An 18687-nucleotide genomic window follows, 5' to 3' on the forward strand; every position below is an offset into this window, starting at 1 on the left:
TATCATAGGGTAGCGCTGCGTGGTGTTTGACTAACGACCGGTCATGCTTGGGCAAAGCTTTGCCGATGGTTTCTGCCGGGTTGTCGGTTCGCCAGCCGTTCGCCATCGCCCATTTGAATACGGACCCCATCCGCTGCTTTATCCTGCGAGCGGTTTCAGGATGGGAGTTCCAGATAGGGGAAAGGGCAGCGAGTACGTCGGCGCTGGTTACGGTATCTATGCGCTTTGATCCGATGAACGGAAAGGCATAAGTCTTCAAGGTGTTCAGCCACTGGTCGCCGTGCTTTTCATTGCGCTAAGTCGGCTTTGAAAGCTCATGAACCTTCTCGGCGGCGGCCTTGAACGTAAGGGCCTCCATAGAGCGCTTCTTAGCGGCAAGGGGGTCACCACCCGACCGAGCAAGCTTTCGGTTCTCTAAAGCCTTCTCACGGGCCTCTGCGAGGCTGACAAGCGACAGGGGGCCGATCCCAAGGTCTCTCCGCTTACCTGCGATAACAATCCGCTGTATCCAGCGCTTGGCTCCCGAAGGATCGACTTTCAGATACAGGCCATTGCCATCGCCATGAAGGCCGGGGGTGCTCAAAGCCCGAACCGTTTGCGCTGATAGGCGCTTTTCCTGATGCCGCCCTATAGGCTTAATACCGCTCATAATTGACAACATACCGACCAACATAATCTTTGGGAATGGCGCGGATTACCTAGGTACATGTCGGACATCATGAACGACTAAGTCATTGCAATTAGTGCTCTTATCGGAAGTCTATGAACCACCTCGGACTATAGAATAGCGGACTCCCGCTCCGCCACCACCCTTTGAATCTAAACCCAAAGTTGCGATCAAGTCGTCGGGTTCCCATAACCGTTCCCCGAAAGTGCGCGTGCTTGAAGCCGAACGTCACCGCACGATTTCCGCGGGTATCGCTGGGCGTGGTTTATGTCGCGTTAGGCCGCGCCCCTATATTGCGTACGGCCTATGCTCAGAGCTGAACGGTAAAAACGGTGGGAAGCTGCCTGTCCGCTTTCGGGCGGCAACCGGCGGTGAGCAGCCGCTCGTTAAGATAGCAGGGCAGCGGATGCTCGACAGCTGCCGGATGGCTAGTAGCCGTACTTGCTCTTGCGATCCCGGAACGCCTTCTCGCCACCCTCCATTGTGGCGGTAATGGTAGCGCAGACGACCGCAGCGTCGATCGCGCCCGCGCAGTGAATTGCTCGTTTGCCATCCGGACCTAGGTCCATGCTGATGACGAGCTCGGACGACCCGTTGACGACGATGTTGGCATTGTGGCTGGCGAAGATGATCTGGCGGCGCTGCTTCGCGTCATGCAGCTTCTCGGTGACCACCGAAATGACCTTGTTGTCGAGATCACCCTCGGGCTGATCCACGATTAACGGGCCACCCGGCTGCTCCAGCAGCATGAACAGCAGGGCGGCTGCGCGCTGGCCTTCGGATGCCTTCTCGAAGGCAATCTTTCGTTCACCATCGCAATAGGACAAGGTGATGTCGGGCCGCGGGGTGGCGAGCGCGATCGCTTCGACCCGGGGCGGATCGATCAGCTCGAGACACTGCACGAGTGTCTTCTCGGTGCCGCAAATCGTCCGTGCCAAGGTTGCATAGGGCGGCCGTTCGCCGGCGAGCGCCGCCCCAACATATTTCCAGCGCAAAGCGGCGAGACAGTCGGCCCGCATCGCATCGAGGAACGCCCACGCCGAAGCGGCGGCAATCTGTGCGGAGACCTGATTCTGCCGGGCGGCCTCCTGTGAGCCAGTTTTCGCGCTGACCGTGTCGACGGCATCGCGGATCTCAGCCCATTCACCGTCGACATGAAGCTCCGCCTCGATCCTGCCGCCCGACAGCGTCTCTATCTGCTTCGCCCAATCCGCGGTCCTGGCGCCGCGCGCCGCTACCGCTGCCTTCAGCGCTTCGACCGACGCGGTGAGCGCGTCGAACTTCTCGTCCGGCGACGCCATCCCCACCTGCACCGTGCCCACCTGCGTGACGATCGCCCGGAGGTCGTTCTGCAGATTGTCGATCTGGACCGTCACCGCACGGTGTTCGACCAGCTTCTCCATGACGGTGTCGCGACCGGTCTTCGCCGCGTCCACTATCCCGGCGAGGGCGTTGCTCGCCTGGTCCATCTCCGTTCGGAGCTCGGCCAGCCTCTTGCCCAGCGTTTCCACCCCCTGGATGAACTCGGCATTGAAGCGCGCATAGAGATCACGGAACGCTGCCGCTTCCGGAAGATCGGAAGCAAGATCGACCGCCTGGCGGGCGTTCCGCCACATTTGCGTCAGCTCATCCATAACGGTGCCAACCTGGGTCGAGGCTTGTGACCTCTTACCGTCAAACTCCAACAGGTTGTCGAAGCGCGCGACGACCTTCTTGTCGTTATCGGATTGCGCCGGCAGCGTCCGGCGGAGCGCGATGATCCGCTGTTCGAGCGCCCCCTTGGCCGCAGTCAGTTTGTGCAGCTCGTACTGGGTCGCCCACGCCTCCACCAGCGCCTGTAAAGCGCCGCGCACGGCTAGCTTGGCGGCGTCTATATCGGCGAGCAGGCGGTCGTCCTCACGCTTAAATTCGGGCTCCACAAATTGGAGAAGGTCTGACAGCTGTGCCCTCTTGCCGGCTTGTCTGCCGATCTCTGACAACTCGCCCTGGCTGTAGACCACAGCTGGAAAAAGCGACCGCAGCTCCTTGATTGACAATTCCTGGACCGATCCGTCGGGGTAGGTGACCTGCGGCTGGTAGGCATTGCCGCCGCTGCGTGCGATCCGGAACCATGCCCCATCCTGGATAACGTCGAGTTCGATGCTCGCACCGGCGGAGATGATCGTATCCTTGATCAGCGCAGCGTTACGATCGCTGCCGGAATATTCGCCCTTACCGAAATCGAAGCAGCTGCGGCCCAGGCCGAAGGCAATATATTCGAGATAGCTGCTCTTCCCGCTACCCCTCCCGCCGATAAATGCGCATTGTTCGGGGCTGATCACCAGATGGGCATCGGCGAGAATGGTCGAGCCAGTGAGCCGAACCGCACGTAGGCTGAGGTTGGCTAGGGCCGGACGGACGATTGAGATACGCGAGCGGTCGCCGAGAAACGCCTGGCGGATGGCTTCAGCGGTCGGCGCGGCCAGCTTAATCCAGCAATTGTTGCTCCCGACATGCGCAAAGTCTGCCGAGCGCGCGTCCGACGTCGGTAGCGGGTAGATGAAGCGATCGCTCCAGACTAGGTCATCGCCAGACATACGACGCCGATTGGTGCCGCCGAGGGTGGCGATCGACTGACCGCGATCGAGGTAGCCGCCGACATAAGACATCTTGCGAAAATCGGCATGCGCGCCGTCGCGAAGGACTGTGTGTTGGCCGCCCTGTGACACGTTGGGAAGTACGATGTAGCGCCCGACCAAACCCGGCAGCGTGTCGAGGTTAGTTGCGATTTCGGGATAGCTGCAATCGAGCTGGATAACCCGCCTCGAGTGAAGCGCTTTGTCGTCCAGATCGGCGAGGACGATGCCCAGCTTGCCCTGTGCCTCGCGGCGCCACTCCTCGCTGAGATCGGCGTCAAACAGGATCAGGCACTGCACCCCGTTGCGCGCGGTTAGCTCCATCCCGGGGAAGAGCCACAGGTCGAAGTCCGGGTTTGCCACCTTGCGGTCGGCGAGCGCCTGCTGAACATAGGGGACCATGACCATCTCGTGATGATCGGTCAGCGCGATCGCCTCGAGCCCGCGCGCGACGCACGTATCAACGAAAGTCTCAGCCCAGGCACGACGCTCACGGTCGACATCTTCGGTAGCGGCTGCCCGGTCGCCCAAATCCTGGCCGATGCCGATCGGCCGCGCGCCGATCCAGTTCGGATCTCGCGGCGTATGCAGCTGAAAGTCGCACTTGCGCCAGTACGCGTAACTCATTCAATGCCCCCTTTTGACCGGCAACTATCGCAGGTCTCTTCCGGCCTGCCGAGCATTATCGCCAGTCGCTACTACCGCGCGCGCGTTGTTCCGTCGCATGATCAGGGCGATGCGCCACCTAGCCGAATAGCGTTCGCGTCGCTTCGGGCTCGGACAGGTTCAAGCGGCGCCTGACGAATTCGAGCAGCGCTCGGCCTGCGGCAGTCGGCGCGAGCTTATGCCCTTTGCACTTCGGACAATTGAAGCTGGCGCGCATCTCATAGCCGCTGCCGGGCGGTGCATCGCCGCTGCCGCCGCAGGCATCGCACGGCTCTTCCAGCGGTGGCAGTTTGGGGTCGATATCGTGCATGGCGGATCCTTGGTTGTGCGGCGTCGAGGAGGGCCACGAGAGACGCACGCTAGCATTTTCGCGGCTTGATTGGTCGCGCCCGCTTCCCGGCAAGCTTCACGCTACGCTTCGGCTGAGGTTTCGCCGCAGGCGCCGCTTTGCCGCTCGTCACTCGCCGCGGCCGCACACTAGCCGGCTTCGTCTTGGTGGGGCGCGTCGGCGCGAGAGCCTTTGGTTTCTTGGGTGCGTCGGGCGCCTGCGGCACCATGCGAAATTGCTTCACGACGGCCCTGACGCCCTCGACGACATCTTCCCAAGCATCGCCGCGGCGCGCCCATTGGTCGATCGGCTTGGCGTCCTTCGGCAGGAGCTTGTATCTGGCCATGCGCGTGTGCCGCCACTGGCACTGGCGCAGCAGGACGACGATGACAAAGAGCTTCTTGCGTGCCGCCTTGCGAAGCGCGAAGCCATATTCGGTCTCGAAGCAGTAGCGCGAAGCCAGATAGTTCGGGCTCGCCAGCGCAACGAAGATGTCCGCTTGCTTTAATGCCCGCCTGATGTTGGGATCAAGCTCTGCGCCGGGGCTTATGTCGCCATCGAACCAGGTGCGCACGCCCTCACGGTGAAGCTGCGCCATATGAGTGTCGAAGCGCTTTTTGAATTCATCATCAAGATGAGAATACGACACGAAGACCGATGCCTCGTGCGCACTAGCCATGTCGGTGACACTTGCTGTCGTTTAGCGTCAACATTGTCTCAGCCCAAAGCCCTCGGTGCTCGGTCCAGCTTGCCACCAAGGCACCAGCTTGGCTCGCGCACTTCTTCCAGCTCTGCTAGTCAGGGTCCATGGAAATCTTGCGCCTTCCCAAGCAACCCAGAAATGCGACCGTGGCACGCTTGACGCTTTTACAGGCGCAGGGCGGTCGCGTTCGCGCGAACCTGAAAATCGAAGGCTCGATGTCGGGGTCCATGGAGGACCGCGATCATGAGACGGTCGCCCAGGCGGAACACTGGGCGATCGACGGAGCCGAGCAGCGGCGCGCCAGCGTGCTCATTGTTGAAGACCGCACCTAACATATCCCGTCAAGATCGATTGGCTTTTGGTACAAGACTATTGTCATTTGCTCGGTTCAGCTCGACAGACGCGGCGGCCGGGCTCATCGGCAGACGCACCTTAACGAGTGTCCGAAGCTGAGATGGGTGACAGGATCGCTGAACGTCTGCATCTGGGTCGTCAATATGGGTCAGCCCTGCTGGGCTGCTGGCGTCGGCTCCCGACCAACATACGCCGTTCGTTGGGAGGTGCGGGAACATCGGCTTGTGCCAAGATCCGCCGTTAGGCGGACATCACACTTCCGGGCTGCAACGCACACTAATTTCAGTCGTTCGCCGCCGACATTCTCAATCCTGAGAACTGCCGATCGTTGATGTCGCCACCACGCGGACAATGGTTGTCACAGTACCGGCGAAAAACTGACCTTGCGAGCGCGGGTGTGATCACCCGCGCTCGTCTCACCTCAGACAGGCTTGGCGCCAGCCGTGCCGCATTTTGCAAACTTGCCATTCGCGCTCTTGCAACGGGCCGGCTTGGCCGGTGCTTTGGGCGGGCATTTCGTGAAGCGTCCCTTGGCGTCTTTGCACGGTGCGGCGAATGCAGGCGCCCCACCGGCAATTAACGACAAAGACGCGGCAGCGACGAGCAGGGTACGCATGTGGCCAATCTCCAAGCCCTTGATGGGCAAGGCGATGCTATGCCGACCGCGGTATCGGTCAACTGACAAAGCCTTCATCACATTCGCGGAGCTTTCTGCCGGTTGTGCGTTGGTCACCAACAACACTGAGAGGTTGCCATGACTGACGAGAGCACGCCGAAGCCTAACGAAAATGTCCGGGTAAAATCCAAGGACGCAAACCCAGCCGACGACGGTTTCGGTAAAGGTGATGGTTACTCGGGCGACGAGTACGATAGCATGGACCATGCCGCCGAGCGTCATCTTCAGAACCGGGACCGGGCGCCTGGTGCCAAGTCGATCGAAAGGGATGACGGCAGGGACATTCCTCGCGAGGCTGGTAAGCGAGCATATATAGACAACAAAACGGGTGAAGTTCACGGCAGTGGGGCCAGCGCAGGTGGCGGTAATCCGGGTGAGGACATTGACCTCGACACGTCGCGAAGCGGGCCTGAGAAATAGCTATTGGACAGTATCTTAGGGACTAGCGACGGCAGACCTCAGAGCTCAGCGCTCCGTCGCGTAATTTTGTAGTTAGGCGTCACCAAAGATCTCGACCCGCCGAAACGGGTCGAGGTTTGTCTTTACATGGACGCCAGCATCTCAAAGTGATGCTGAACGGTTGGCGCGATGGTCGACGCGACCTGCTTTAGCGCGGGAGCCGAACCGGAAGTGGCAAAACCCTGGTGAAGGGCGAGTGCCTGCTGGTGAGCAGTCTTCTGCTGCTTGATATAAAGTGCATCACGAGCTGGTCCCTTGGACGCCTTGAGCGCAGCAATATTCTTGCGGCCCATCGCGTCGAGCATCGGGGGCTTTGGCGTCAGGCCGGACTGCGTAGCTGCGGCCTTCACATCAGCAGTGCTCTTGTTGTGGTCGCTTACCATCATCGTGGCGAACTGCTTAAGCTCGGCGTTCTTCGTAGTGGCCATTACGAGATTGCTCGATTGAATCTCATATTGGTCCGACGCGCCAGCTTTCATGACATAGGTAGCAGGGGATGGCACGCTTTGTGCCGCTACCAGTGTGGGGGTAGCGATCAGCGCTGCCGTGAGAATAAGCCGCTTCATAATCTTCTCCTACGCCTTGTATTTGCGTAAGTCGATAAGGGATCAGTCGATCATAGTGTTCCCTTATCGATCGACATCCCGTCCCTCTCTTAATCTTGATTTATACGATTCGAGGGTTCACGCCGATCACGTGACCGATCAGGCCGCTGGGGGTGCCGCGGATCTGAGTAATTCTTGCGAATGATGGCATGTTAGAACTGTGGTCTATCTTCTATTTTCTAGCTCAAAACGTGAAAATTCGCCGTGGGCAGAACGGCTACGTACGCTTGCGACTAAAGAGGATTCGTCAGGCCTATCATATGTGACTACGACTGGGTTGGGGGATCACATATGATCGACGAACTGGCTGCGGATGCTGCGCGCTTTGGCGACGATGACGAAATACGTCGCATTCTCGAGGAAGTGGCGGCACTCACGAGAATGGGATTTGTCGCGGTCGCGCGCGTAACGGAGGCGCGTTGGATTGCGTGCCAGGTGCTCGACCAGATCGACTTCGGTATGTCGCCGGGAGATGAGTTGCGCATCTCGACGACGATCTGCAACGACATCCGCGAGTCCGGCAATGCGGTAGTGATCGACGACGTCTCCGCCGATCCGCGTTGGAACAGCCACCCGGCGCCCGCGCTCTATGGCTTTAAGAGCTATGTGTCGCTGCCGATCATCCTTCCGGACGGCACGTTTTTTGGAACGCTGTGCGCGATCGATCCCCATCCGCGCAAGCTGGCGCGGGCGGACATGGTACCGACGCTCAAGCAATTCGCGGACCGCGTCGCGAGCATAGTGTCGCAGTGCCCTGCAATTCATCCCCAAACGCCACGGACCATATCTACGTGAGAATGGGATCGTTGATTAACGCACCGCCGGACGCGGAGCGGGACGATGCACGATAAGCTGCATGCTGATCCACGGCAGCACATCTCACGTGAAAAGTAGCAACTTTACCTCCCTGTGCCCGTTTGCGAGCCCAGAGGAACATCACGATGGCACGATACTTCTTCAATACGGCTGACAACCGGCATGAGCCTGATAGTGAGGGGACCGAGTTGGCTGATCACGCGGCCGCGAGGAAGCATGCTATAATTTTTGCTGGCCAGATCATGCACGGCGAACCAGCTGTCTTATGGGACGGTCGAGATTTTGTCGTCGACGTGACGAACGAGCGGGGCCTGATGCTCTTCAGACTCACAGCTTATGTCACCAATGCGCCAGCCGGAGGCGATACGAAATAGCTAGTAGGCTGTGTTAGCAATTGCTGGTTTCGGGCGAAAGGTTGACCATAAGCCAGTGCGTGCTGGCCGCCTGTGACACGAACGAATTGGTGGCGCCAATACACCCGGAGGTGTGATTGGCCGGACCCGGCAGACTGCATGACAATGAGGTAGCCGGTGTTTCCAACGCGCGAAGTTGATGCCATTATTAGTAGGGTCAAATAGACCGATCACAGAATGGCATAATAGATGGTGGGGATTGTCATGAATCGGTTGAGCGTAGCTAGATTTTCAGCGGCATGCGCGATCACCCTCTCAGCTTCTTCCGTTGCCGCGCAGTCGGGAGCCGACTTGCGGCATGACAAAGCTGACATATTCGTGGCGAGGTATGCGGATTGTATTATACGAGACAGAAAGACTAGACTGGTAGCTAGCCAATTTGTCAGATCAATACCCAATACGGCAGAATATGTTGATTTGGCGTCTAAGGCGTCAAATTCTAAATGCCTTTCGGTTGACGCTAGCAGACCGGGCTCTGTTACGATGATGATAATCCAGCCGGACGTTTTTCGGGGTGCCCTGTATCCTGCACTATACCGCCTTCAATTCCGGAAGGCGCCAGATCTGGGCCTTATAAAAGACCTTCCCCCCCTCAAGTTAGCTGATGAGTTTAATGGTCCTGTTGCAGCACTGCCGGCCAGTTACCGCCCGGAACGTGCGCTCGGCGATTGCGTCGCTCGATCGTCACCTGTTGCTGCTCACGTTCTGCTAATTTCACGTCCATGGAGCTTGCAAGATACCGGTGCCACTGAGCAATTGAAGCCGGCAATTGCGTCATGTCTTGGTGAGGGCAAGACGATCAGCTTAACGCGGCGCGCGCTAAGGGCATATATTGGGGAAGCGATGTTTAAGCTCGTGTCCGCCTCCCCGAAGGGTTGAGCTTTCAGAAGCCGCAATGCCGAGCGACGCCACGCGGCAGTCTCCATCTGATCCTCTATCGCACAGAGACAATTGGCGCTTCAGCAATGTCCGTCGTCCACGCCGGCGATCGCATCTCCGACCGCATCTTCCACTCGCGCTTGAAGCCCTGCGACGCCGTCACCGCAGTCCACGTCACGAATTTGCCATTGATTGCGTCGAGTGCGCCCATCAGCCGGTCTCGCTTGGCCGTATCCTCTTCGAACAGCGTGCGCGGCCGTTCGTCCTCAGGAAGCAGATCGTCGAGCATGATGCCGGCCTTCGTGTAGGCGTAACCATCCCGCCACGCCTTTTTAGCCGCGCGCCTGGCGGCCCCGATTAGTTCGAAGCTGTCGTTCGTCATGGGATGGAGGGTAGGCGCGGACACCGATATAAGGCTGCGCATTGTCGTACCGGGCGCGGGTGTAGGCAAGGCGGCCAATCTTGCATCGTTCGGGATGACTTTCGGAAGCCATCAATTTCCAGGCAGTCATTTTGAACGACCGCTTAAACGGAAGGCAAGCGATGCCGTGGAACCCGATGAATGAACGGCGGAAGTTGGGAGGCGGGGAAGGGCACCCGAACGGCGACTTATGGGTCGTGTACCCAATCGGCCGATCAAGCCTTGACCTCGGACATGGCTCGGTCATCAGGGCTGCGTAAGATGCCATCTTTTAGCATTCTCGCGACGACCTTCGCGATATCATCCGGTGTCTCGTCTTCGCTCCAGACGCCGTAGCGAAGCCCCAGGAATACGTTCATTCCCATGATCGCCCAGCCATGGACCTCGCTGACGTCGCCCTTGACCTCGCCGCGGTCCGCCGCCTTTCGCAGGCGACGCGTGATCCGGTCCGCCGTGGTCGTATAATGGAGGCGAAAGCTCTCTGGATCGACGAATTCGGACTCGTCGATGATCCGGTAGATTTCCTTGTGGTCACGGACGAAGCTGATGAATTCGCGAAGCCCCGCCTGCTCGGCAGCGATCTGGTCGGGTGCGGACAGGATCGCCGGGGCGACATGATCGCGAACCTGGTCGGACATGTCGCGGACGAGCGCGCGGAACACCGCGTCCTTTGAGTCGAAATAGGTGTAGAAGCTGCCGAGCGCGACGCCGGCGCGGCGCGTGATGTCGCTGATCGAGGCCTGGTGGAATCCGTTGTCGCCGAACTCGATCGCGGCGGCGTCCAGGATCGCACGCATCGTCCGGCGGCCACGATCAGTACGCGGAACCTTGGCTTCGCCGATGCCCGTCAATCCTGCCGGCGTCGTCTCCTGCGCCTTCGCCATTCTGTCTGCCTCGATACACAAGTTGAATACTGGTTCAGGTTTCAGTATAGACTGGAACCAAGGCGCACAACCCGGATCATACCGGGCGCATCAAGCGGGCGCCGCAGGAGGGGATGACACCGTGGCACAGCCGAAATCCGTCATGATCTTGTTGAACGCCGGCGTTGCACTCGGCGCGCTGCTGGCGGGATCCGCGTCCGCGCAGACGCAACCCGTCACGCCGGCAGCAGACGCGGCTCAGGCCGGGCCCGTCATCGAGGAGGCCGGGATCGACGGCGATATCGTCGTCACCGCACGCCGCCGCGAGGAACGGCTGCTCGACGTGCCGATCGCGATCACCGCGTTCACGGGCGCGCAGCTCGAGGCGTCGGGGGCGCTCGACGTCACCGATCTTGCCGCTGTCACGCCGAACGTCACGCTCGAGACGTCGCGCGGCACCAATTCGACGCTGACCGCCTTCATCCGCGGCGTCGGCCAGCAGGATCCCGTCGCGGGGTTCGAGGCGGGCGTCGGCATCTATCTCGACGACGTCTATCTCAACCGACCACAGGCTGCGGTGCTCGACATTTACGACGTCGAGCGGATCGAGGTGCTGCGCGGTCCGCAGGGCACGCTCTATGGCCGCAACACGATCGGCGGCGCGGTGAAATACGTGACCCGCCGGATCGGCTCGGACCCGACGCTGAGCATCCGCGGGACCTATGGCAGCTATGACCAGGCGGACGGTGTCATCAGCGCGAGCACGCCGATCGGCGATACGGGGTTCAGGATCGGCGGCGCGGTCGCGCGACTGAGCCGCGGCGGGTTCGGCACCAACCTCACCACTGGCCACGACAATTACAACAAGGATTTCTGGGGTGCGCGCGGCACGCTGCAATATGAGGCGGGCGACAGCGCGTTCTTCCGCCTGTCGGGGGACTATACGAAGGACGACAGCAACCCGCGCGGCGGGCATCGGCTGATTCCGGGGCTGGTGTCGCGCACGCCGGTGCTGTCCGACGTGTTCGACAGCCGCGGCGGGCTGGTCGCACCGAAACAGTCGGTCGAGGCCTATGGCGGGTCGCTCTTCGCCGAACTCAAGCCCGCCGCATATCTGACCCTGCGCAGCATTACCGGCTATCGCAAGGACGACAGCGCAACGCCGATCGATTTCGACGCGCTGCCCGCCGTCGATGTCGACGTCCCCGCCTTCTACAATAACGAGCAGTTCAGCCAGGAGGTGCAGCTGCTGGTCGATGCCGGGCCGTTCAACATGCTGGCGGGGCTCTATTATCTCGATGCCAAGGCGCGCACCGTGTTCGACGTGCGGTTGCCGGGGACGGTCACTGCGCTGACCTTCGGGAATGTGCGAACCAATACGGTGGCGGTCTTCGGTGATGCCACGCTTGACGTGACGCCGATGCTCAGCGTGTCGGTCGGCGGACGCTATACGTGGGACGATCGCATGTCGCAGATCCAGCGCAACGTATATCTCGGCGCTTCCCCCTTCTTCGGCGGCACGAGCGCCCCGATCGCGCGACAAACCGACTTCCGCGGGACCGCAAGTTTTGCCAAGTTCACGCCGCGCGCGTCCGTCAGCTTCAAGCCCGATGCCAACAACACGCTGTATGCGAGCTGGTCGAAGGGGTTCAAGGGCGGCGGGTTCGACCCGCGCGGGGTCGGTACCGCGGCGCCCGACCTCAACGGCAACGGCATCACCGGTGCCGGTGGCGACCGGCAGGATATCTATAATTTCCTGTCGTTCGGGCCCGAGAGCGTCGAAAGCTATGAGGCGGGATACAAGGCGTCGCTGTTCGATCGCCGGCTGACGCTGGCGATTGCGGGGTTCCATTCGAAATATACCGATGTCCAGGTCCCCGGATCGGTCGGTGCCACCGTCGGCGGCATCCAGACCTTTATCGGCATCACGACCAATGCGGGCCGCGCCCGGATCAACGGTGTCGAAGGCGAGGCCAATCTGACGGTCGCGGAGGGCATTGCGGGCGTCGGCGACCGCATCAACCTGTCGGGAACGATCGGGTATCTCGATGCCAAATACACGCGCTTCATCGATTCCCGCGGGATCAATGTCGCTGCCAATCGCAAGTTCCAGAACACGCCCGACCTGACCGCCAGCGGGACGCTCGCCTATCATGTCCCGGTCGGATCCGCGGGCGCGATCGACGCGAGTACGACGCTGTCCTATCGCAGCGATTCACAGCAGTTCGAACTGCGCACGCCGCTGCTCGACCAGCCCGCCTATGCGCTGCTCGACGCGAACCTCGTCTATACGATCGACGCGCGCTTCTCGATCGGGGTGCACGGCAAGAACCTGACGAACAAGCGCTACGTCGTGTCGGGCTACAACTTCCTGCTGCAGAACCCCGATACCGGCGACTATCTACGCACGGCAGCGGGCGCCTTGCGGCCATCGCTCGGCAGCGACGGCGTGCTGACGGCCTATTACGGCAACCCGCGTCAGGTCTTTGCGACCCTCACCGCGAAATTCTGATGGAGCGCAACCGGGGGGCGGGTGATAGCCCTCCGTTTGCTGGAGCAATATATGGCGAGTGATATCCCGGCGACCCCGCGCGAGGGCCGCCGCTACCGCGTGACGGCGCTCGTCATGCTGTTGCTGGTCTACACGTTCAACTTCGTCGATCGGCAGATCCTTGGCATCCTCGCGCCGACGATCAAGGCGGACCTGGCATTGACCGACACGCAATTGGGCCTGCTTGGCGGGCTGGCGTTTGCGTTGCTCTATTCGACGCTTGCGATCCCGTTGGCGTGGCTGGCCGATAGAACGAGCCGCACCTGGGTTATCACGCTCTCGCTCGCTGTGTGGAGCGCGTTCACTGCCCTGTGCGGTGTGGCCAGCAATTTTGCGCAGCTCTTCGCGTTCCGGATCGGCGTGGGGGTTGGCGAGGCGGGGGGCGTCGCGCCGTCCTATGCGGTGATCGCGGACACGTTCGCGCCCGACCGCCGTGCGCGCGCGCTGGCGGTCTATTCGCTCGGCATCCCGCTCGGGTCGGCAGCCGGCGTGATGCTCGGCGGCTATATCGCGACGTCGATCGACTGGCGGACCGCGTTCATCGTGGTCGGTGTCGCGGGACTGGTGCTCGCGCCGGTGTTTCGGCTGTGCGTACGCGAGCCAGTTCGTGGGTCCGATGCGTGCGACCGCGAGCCCGTCCGCCGCGTGTTCGGCATTCTCGTGCGCAAGCCGAGCTTCTGGCTGCTCGCGTTCGGCGCTTCGGCGAGTTCGATGCTGGGCTATGGTCTGGCCTTCTGGCTGCCGTCGCTGATGCAGCGGAGCTTCGGGCTCGACCTGATCGAGACCGCGCAATTCTATGGCGGCGTGCTGTTGCTGGGGGGCGTTGCCGGCGTTCTACTCGGCGGCGTGCTCGGCGACCGGCTGGGGGCACGCGATCGGCGGATGTACGCGCGCGTGCCCGCGATCGCGTTCGTCATCGCGGTGCCGCTGTTTGCCGCAGGAATCCTGTCGTCCTCGGTGACGGCGGCGTTCGTCTTCTTCCTCGTGCCCCAAGCGCTCGCCTATGTCTGGCTCGCGCCCGTCATCACGGCGATCCAGCATCTGGTACCCGGGCATATGCGCGCCACCGCATCGGCGACGTTCCTGCTGATCAACAACCTCATCGGTCTTGGCGGCGGCAGTTTTGCGCTTGGCGCACTGTCGGACGGTCTCGCCGCGCATTATGGCGACGAAGCGTTGCGCTATGCCATGCTTATGGGGCTCGTCCTGTATCTGGTGGCCGCGTTGCTGATGTGGCTGGCGTCGACACCGCTCCGTCAGGACTGGGTCGATCAATCGACTTAAGACGCCAACACCGACAGCCGGATGGCGCCAGCCGGGACTGTCTGGGCGTGTGCTCGCGGAATGCGGATAGCGGATTGTGAAGCTTTGATAGCGTCCAGTCGCTTGGAACAGGCACGAGAACGGCGGTACCGCTCGACGCCTGCCGCGAGCTCCGCCACTTTCATGTTAGATTTATGCTCACGCGGCGCCCCGATGATGTGATCCTCGGTGAAACGGCCTTGCCGCATCGCTCCGCTCCGTCCGACGAGCTGATGTACCAATGGCGTGGCGTCCGGGGATCAGGTCTGACGCACAGGCGGGGCCATATTAACACATCCGTATGATAATGGCCGCTATTCAGGTCGTTATGGGGTTTTCAACGGCGATTCCGCCTGCGCAGCGTTGGTGCATCGGGCTACTACCAATAGCGGCGGCTATCGTCACGTGGCGGTTCGTCGATCGCAGTGTCGCCGCCATAGCGTCCGTTGCAGTCTGTCTCGTTTTCGCAGCAATGGCGTATTCGATTGCCCAGCATTGCCGGGTATCGCGATTGATCCGGCATTTGCAAATTCTCGCCGGGACGTCTCCGACGATCTCGCGTGGTGAAAGGCTGGCACAGAGCGTAGCGACCATCGCGGAGCGACTGAAGGCTGTCGAGCATCGCACCAGTCATCGCCACGCGATTACCGGCTTGCCTACCCGCGAGCCGTTGATCGAGCGAGTGATGGCGGACGGGCGCGGGGTACTCGGTGTCATCGGATTCATGGACTTCGATCGGCTGTGCGCGTTTGACCCGGCGCTGGGCGAACGCCTGCTGCTGACGATCGTCGACCGGCTGACCCGGATGTTGCCCGAAGAGCGACTGATTGCGCATGTCGATCGCGCCAGCGTCGCGATCTGGTTCGGCCCGGATGTCGTCGAGGAAGCTGCGCAGACCGAACTGGATGTGCTGCGATACGCGCTGGGCGACGTGGTGATCGACGGCGACCGGGAAATCCTGCCCGAAATTCGCGTGCGGCAGGCTAGGATGCCGGCCGACGGTGTGAACGCGCAGGCGATGTTGTCCCGCACGTTGGCGTCACTGACAGTACAGCCCAGTGCCGTGGTCGCGGTCGCCAGCCCTGTCCTCGATCTCGCAGCCCTAGCCAGCGAGCGGTATGCCCTGGAACAGGACCTTCGCCAGGCGATCGCGCGCGGCGAACTGGAAATGCGATACCAGCCGTTGATCGATGCCGGGGAAGGTCGGGTGTCGGGCGCGGAATCGCTGATCCGCTGGTTTCATCCCACCCTCGGGCAGGTTTCGCCGTCGCGGTTCGTGCCGGTGATGGAGGCGATGGGGCTGGCGCATGAAATCGGGATGTGGACCCTCAACGCCGCTGCGCGGGAGGCGCGGTCATGGCAGGCACAGGGCCTGGACGCCCTGCGCGTCGCGGTGAACGTGTCGGGGCATCAGCTCGACCGCGACGACATGGCGGCACTGGTCGCACGCACGCTTGCGCGGCATTCGCTGGGGGCGGCTGCGCTGGAGATCGAATTGACCGAGAGTGTCGCGATGAGCGACGGTACGCGCGCCACCCAGCTGTTCGACGCGTTGCGGGCGGCTGGCGTGCGGATCGCGATCGACGATTTCGGCACCGGCTATTCCAGCTTCAGCACGCTGCGCACGCTGGCGTTCGACAAGATCAAGATCGACCGCGAATTCGTGACGAACGTCGATACGCTGCGCGACAGCCAAGCGATTTGCCAGAGCATCGTCGCGCTGGGGCGCGGGCTCGGCATCCGCGTGCTCGCCGAAGGGGTCGAGCGACGCGCGGAATATGAGTGGCTGTTGCGTCACGGCTGCACGCATTTCCAGGGCTATTATTTCTCGCCACCGCTGAAGGGCGCGGAGTTCGTCGCGTTCGCACGCGATTCCGCCGGGCTCGCGAAGTTGCTGGCCATCGACCCGTACGCGATGCGGGACCGGATCACCGAAAGGCTTACCGCATGAGTTTCTCTCCTCGACAGGTCGCGCGGGCCGGCGCGCTGGCGCTCGCGCTTGCGATTACCGCCTGTTCGCATGGGCCCAAGGCGGGACCGCAGCTGGCGCCTGCGCCGCAGACGACGCCGGCGAGCGAGATCGACGCAATCCTGCTATTGCTGGATCAGGGCGATAGTGGTGCAGCGAAGAAGCGGATCAACGCCGCGTTGAAGCGCGATCCGATGAATCCTTCGGTCCAGGTACTGCGCGACTCGATCGACCGCGATCCGAAGGATCTGCTGGGGCCGACGAATTTCACCTATACCACGCGGGACGGCGACACGATGTCGGGACTGGCGCAGCGGTTCCTGGGCAATCGTCTGAAGGCGTATCAGCTCGCACGCTATAACGACATCGCCAAGCCTGCTGATCTGGTGGCTGGCCGGACGCTCCGTATTCCAGGCGAGCCCCCGCGCATCGAGGCGCCCCGGCGATCCGAGCCGCGACCCGTGCCGGCCGCTCCCACCCGCGTGAAGTCAGCCGCGCCCAGGCCGGCGCCGGTGACGAAGCCGACTGCACCCACGGCCAATCGGGTCGCCGCGCGTCAGGCGCGCGCGACGGGGCTGGCGGCGCTCAATTCGGGGAATGTCGTGCGCGCGGTCGGCCTGTTGCGCCGCGCCGCTGCGCTTGATCCCGGCAACCCGGTCATCGCGCGCGACTTGACGCGTGCCGAGCGCATCGCCGCCACCGTGAAGGCGCGCAAGTGATGACCGAGATGCTGGGACGCTACCGGATCGACGGTCGGCTGGGCGAGGGCGCGATGGCGGACGTGTTCCGCGCGTTCGATCCGGGGATCGGGCGCACCGTGGCGATCAAGGTTCTAAAGCCGGAATATGGTCGCGACCCCGAACTTGGCGAGCGCTTCCTGCGCGAGGCGCGCGCCGCGGGTGCGCTGAACCATCCCAATATCGCGACCGTCTACGATGTGGGCGAGGCGGACGGTGTCGCCTATATCGCGATGGAACTGATCGAGGGGCAGCCGCTCGACACGCTGCTGCTGGCGCAAGGCCGGCTGCCGTATGAACGCGTCCTGGCGTTAGGTCAGCAACTTGCCTCGGCGCTCGACTATGCGCACAGGGCTGGCGTCGTGCACCGCGACGTGAAGCCATCGAATATCCTGCTGTCGGCAGATGGCCGCACCGCCAAGCTGCTCGATTTCGGCGTCGCGCGGATCGGCGATATCGACGTGTCCGGCACCGAAGGACGCCTTGCGCGCACGCAGGTCGGCCAGATGATCGGAACGCCGCGCTATATGAGCCCGGAACAGGCGCTCGGCATCCCCGTCGACCAGCGGTCGGACCTCTTCTCGCTGGGCGTGGTGCTGTACGAGATGGTGACCGGCAAGGTTGCATTTCCCGGCATGGGGCTGGCGACGCTGGCCATCCAGATCGCGCAGGAGCGTGTCGAGCCGATCGCGCGCTCCGCCGCGGACTGCCCGCCGGGCCTGCGTTTTGTGATCGACAAGCTGCTGGCGAAGAAGCCCGAGCAGCGGTTCGCCGACGGCCATGCGGTGTACGAGGCGCTGACCCGCGAGATCGCGGCGACCGCCGAGGCAGCACCCGGCCGCCGTGGTCTGCCGCTGAAGATCAAGCTCCCGCTGGCGCTCGTCACAGTAACCGCGATCGCGCTGGTCGCGAGCGTCTCGTCGATCCTGGGGCGGCAGCAACGCACGCTTGAGCATATGGCGATCGTGTCGGGTCGCTCGATCGCGGCGTTCGTCACCGGCAACACCGCGGTGCTGGCGGCCGATAATGCGGGCCTCGCGCCCGAGCAGCAGGACTGGACCGCGCTGCAGGCCTTCGTCGCCTCGGCCTCGCGCGATCAGGAGATTCGCGACATGGTGGTCGCCGATACCGGCGGGATCGTCCGCGCGGCAGACGACGCGAAGCTGATCGGCACGCGCTATCGCCGCACCGTTGGCGAAGCGGCGATCGGCAGCGGCGCCGGCGTGACCGCGGCACCCGACCGGGGCAAGGGCGCAGGACTGCGGTTCGTCCGGCCGATCCGCTATGCCGGGGCCGAGTTCGGCACGGTCGACCTGGTGCTGCGCCGGACCGCGCTGGACGCCGCGATCGACAATGCGCGGATGCTGCTGACGGTGCTGTCGCTGGTGATCATGGGTGTGGTGCTGGTGATCGGCTATCTGAGCGGCGCTATGGTGGCCCGGCCGCTCGCCCGACTGCGCAAGGCGCTGGACGAGGCGGCGAAGTCCGATTTCGCCCTGCGCATATCGCATCGCCGCCGCGACGAATTCGGCGCCGCGTTCGACGCGTTCAATCGCGCCGCCGCCGCAGTCGAGCCGCATCTGGCGGGGACCGGCGCGCAGGCCGACATCGCGATGCGCGCTACCCGCGTCGTGCCGTCCGCTCGTCTGGCCGCCTGAGGATC

16 protein-coding genes and 1 pseudogene are annotated in these 18687 nt (G+C 62.5%); 8 read left to right on the forward strand and 9 right to left on the reverse strand.

Going from position 1 to position 18687, the window contains the following annotated elements; translation table 11 throughout:
* Positions 1 to 73: 73 nt before the first annotated feature.
* The 5 genes and pseudogenes from GV027_RS21900 to GV027_RS07450 form a co-directional block, all read right to left on the reverse strand.
* A pseudogene (locus GV027_RS21900) lies at positions 74 to 280 on the reverse strand (phage integrase central domain-containing protein); the annotation flags it as partial.
* A gap of 15 nt (positions 281 to 295) precedes the next feature.
* The gene (locus GV027_RS21905; protein ID WP_443029524.1) at positions 296 to 673 is read right to left on the reverse strand and encodes an Arm DNA-binding domain-containing protein; all 378 of its coding nucleotides are present in this window, start codon (positions 671 to 673) and stop codon (positions 296 to 298) included.
* 422 nt (positions 674 to 1095) lie between these two features.
* Positions 1096 to 3909, reverse strand: a complete 2814-nt coding sequence (locus GV027_RS07440) for a TrlF family AAA-like ATPase (RefSeq protein ID WP_236559097.1) — start codon at positions 3907 to 3909, stop codon at positions 1096 to 1098.
* A 118-nt stretch (positions 3910 to 4027) separates the two neighbouring features.
* The gene (locus tag GV027_RS07445; RefSeq protein WP_159511475.1) at positions 4028 to 4258 is read right to left on the reverse strand and encodes a hypothetical protein; all 231 of its coding nucleotides are present in this window, start codon (positions 4256 to 4258) and stop codon (positions 4028 to 4030) included.
* Between the two features lie 49 nt (positions 4259 to 4307).
* The gene (locus tag GV027_RS07450; RefSeq protein WP_159511476.1) at positions 4308 to 4955 is read right to left on the reverse strand and encodes a toll/interleukin-1 receptor domain-containing protein; all 648 of its coding nucleotides are present in this window, start codon (positions 4953 to 4955) and stop codon (positions 4308 to 4310) included.
* Positions 4956 to 5083: 128 nt separating this feature from the next.
* Between GV027_RS07450 and GV027_RS07455 the strand changes: the two genes are divergently transcribed.
* Positions 5084 to 5311 carry a hypothetical protein gene (locus tag GV027_RS07455; protein WP_159511477.1) on the forward strand — a complete coding sequence of 76 codons (228 nt, stop codon included), beginning with the start codon at positions 5084 to 5086 and terminating at the stop codon, positions 5309 to 5311.
* A gap of 443 nt (positions 5312 to 5754) precedes the next feature.
* Here the strand turns inward: GV027_RS07455 and GV027_RS21430 are convergent, their stop codons facing one another.
* Positions 5755 to 6231: a hypothetical protein gene (locus tag GV027_RS21430; protein WP_236559098.1), complete on the reverse strand. Its 477-nt coding sequence runs from the start codon at positions 6229 to 6231 to the stop codon at positions 5755 to 5757.
* Positions 6232 to 6551: 320 nt separating this feature from the next.
* Positions 6552 to 7034, reverse strand: a complete 483-nt coding sequence (locus tag GV027_RS07465) for a DUF4142 domain-containing protein (protein ID WP_159511478.1) — start codon at positions 7032 to 7034, stop codon at positions 6552 to 6554.
* A gap of 330 nt (positions 7035 to 7364) precedes the next feature.
* Here GV027_RS07465 and GV027_RS07470 point away from each other — a divergent pair, with 330 nt between their 5' ends.
* The gene (locus tag GV027_RS07470; RefSeq protein WP_159511479.1) at positions 7365 to 7868 is read left to right on the forward strand and encodes a GAF domain-containing protein; all 504 of its coding nucleotides are present in this window, start codon (positions 7365 to 7367) and stop codon (positions 7866 to 7868) included.
* A 146-nt stretch (positions 7869 to 8014) separates the two neighbouring features.
* Positions 8015 to 8263 (forward strand): DUF6894 family protein, encoded by a 249-nt coding sequence (locus GV027_RS21910; protein ID WP_159511480.1) that lies wholly within the window; start codon positions 8015 to 8017, stop codon positions 8261 to 8263.
* A gap of 973 nt (positions 8264 to 9236) precedes the next feature.
* Here the strand turns inward: GV027_RS21910 and GV027_RS07480 are convergent.
* Entirely contained in the window at positions 9237 to 9563 is a 327-nt protein-coding gene (locus GV027_RS07480; RefSeq protein ID WP_236559099.1) for a DUF4113 domain-containing protein, read from the reverse strand.
* A gap of 254 nt (positions 9564 to 9817) precedes the next feature.
* A complete protein-coding gene (locus GV027_RS07485; RefSeq protein ID WP_159511481.1) occupies positions 9818 to 10486 on the reverse strand; it encodes a TetR/AcrR family transcriptional regulator in 669 nt (222 codons plus the stop codon).
* A gap of 142 nt (positions 10487 to 10628) precedes the next feature.
* Between GV027_RS07485 and GV027_RS07490 the strand changes: the two genes are divergently transcribed.
* From GV027_RS07490 to GV027_RS07510, 5 genes are all read left to right on the forward strand, one after another.
* Entirely contained in the window at positions 10629 to 12977 is a 2349-nt protein-coding gene (locus tag GV027_RS07490; protein ID WP_159511482.1) for a TonB-dependent receptor, read from the forward strand.
* A 51-nt stretch (positions 12978 to 13028) separates the two neighbouring features.
* The gene (locus GV027_RS07495) at positions 13029 to 14300 is read left to right on the forward strand and encodes a spinster family MFS transporter (protein WP_159511483.1); all 1272 of its coding nucleotides are present in this window, start codon (positions 13029 to 13031) and stop codon (positions 14298 to 14300) included.
* Positions 14301 to 15003: 703 nt separating this feature from the next.
* A complete protein-coding gene (locus GV027_RS07500; protein ID WP_236559100.1) occupies positions 15004 to 16269 on the forward strand; it encodes a putative bifunctional diguanylate cyclase/phosphodiesterase in 1266 nt (421 codons plus the stop codon).
* Positions 16266 to 17006: a LysM peptidoglycan-binding domain-containing protein gene (locus GV027_RS07505; RefSeq protein WP_159511485.1), complete on the forward strand. Its 741-nt coding sequence runs from the start codon at positions 16266 to 16268 to the stop codon at positions 17004 to 17006. The genes GV027_RS07500 and GV027_RS07505 overlap by 4 nt, the downstream gene beginning before the upstream one ends.
* The gene (locus GV027_RS07510) at positions 17006 to 18682 is read left to right on the forward strand and encodes a serine/threonine-protein kinase (RefSeq protein WP_236559101.1); all 1677 of its coding nucleotides are present in this window, start codon (positions 17006 to 17008) and stop codon (positions 18680 to 18682) included. The genes GV027_RS07505 and GV027_RS07510 overlap by 1 nt, the downstream gene beginning before the upstream one ends.
* Positions 18683 to 18687: the final 5 nt, after the last annotated feature.

Origin of the sequence: Sphingomonas sp. T1 (assembly GCF_902506585.1) — a bacterium.
GTDB lineage: Bacteria > Pseudomonadota > Alphaproteobacteria > Sphingomonadales > Sphingomonadaceae > Sphingomonas > Sphingomonas aerolata.

Bases quoted from the DNA above. Each gene is read 5' to 3' on its own strand.
- GV027_RS21905 (WP_443029524.1), bottom strand. From the start codon at position 673: ATGTTGGTCGGTATGTTGTCAATTATGAGCGGTATTAAGCCTATAGGG.
- GV027_RS07440 (WP_236559097.1), bottom strand. From the start codon at position 3,909: ATGAGTTACGCGTACTGGCGCAAGTGCGACTTTCAGCTGCATACGCCG.
- GV027_RS07445 (WP_159511475.1), bottom strand. From the start codon at position 4,258: ATGCACGATATCGACCCCAAACTGCCACCGCTGGAAGAGCCGTGCGAT.
- GV027_RS07450 (WP_159511476.1), bottom strand. From the start codon at position 4,955: ATGGCTAGTGCGCACGAGGCATCGGTCTTCGTGTCGTATTCTCATCTT.
- GV027_RS07455 (WP_159511477.1), top strand. From the start codon at position 5,084: ATGGAAATCTTGCGCCTTCCCAAGCAACCCAGAAATGCGACCGTGGCA.
- GV027_RS21430 (WP_236559098.1), bottom strand. From the start codon at position 6,231: ATGACGCTCGGCGGCATGGTCCATGCTATCGTACTCGTCGCCCGAGTA.
- GV027_RS07465 (WP_159511478.1), bottom strand. From the start codon at position 7,034: ATGAAGCGGCTTATTCTCACGGCAGCGCTGATCGCTACCCCCACACTG.
- GV027_RS07470 (WP_159511479.1), top strand. From the start codon at position 7,365: ATGATCGACGAACTGGCTGCGGATGCTGCGCGCTTTGGCGACGATGAC.
- GV027_RS21910 (WP_159511480.1), top strand. From the start codon at position 8,015: ATGGCACGATACTTCTTCAATACGGCTGACAACCGGCATGAGCCTGAT.
- GV027_RS07480 (WP_236559099.1), bottom strand. From the start codon at position 9,563: ATGACGAACGACAGCTTCGAACTAATCGGGGCCGCCAGGCGCGCGGCT.
- GV027_RS07485 (WP_159511481.1), bottom strand. From the start codon at position 10,486: ATGGCGAAGGCGCAGGAGACGACGCCGGCAGGATTGACGGGCATCGGC.
- GV027_RS07490 (WP_159511482.1), top strand. From the start codon at position 10,629: ATGATCTTGTTGAACGCCGGCGTTGCACTCGGCGCGCTGCTGGCGGGA.
- GV027_RS07495 (WP_159511483.1), top strand. From the start codon at position 13,029: ATGGCGAGTGATATCCCGGCGACCCCGCGCGAGGGCCGCCGCTACCGC.
- GV027_RS07500 (WP_236559100.1), top strand. From the start codon at position 15,004: ATGGCGGACGGGCGCGGGGTACTCGGTGTCATCGGATTCATGGACTTC.
- GV027_RS07505 (WP_159511485.1), top strand. From the start codon at position 16,266: ATGAGTTTCTCTCCTCGACAGGTCGCGCGGGCCGGCGCGCTGGCGCTC.
- GV027_RS07510 (WP_236559101.1), top strand. From the start codon at position 17,006: ATGACCGAGATGCTGGGACGCTACCGGATCGACGGTCGGCTGGGCGAG.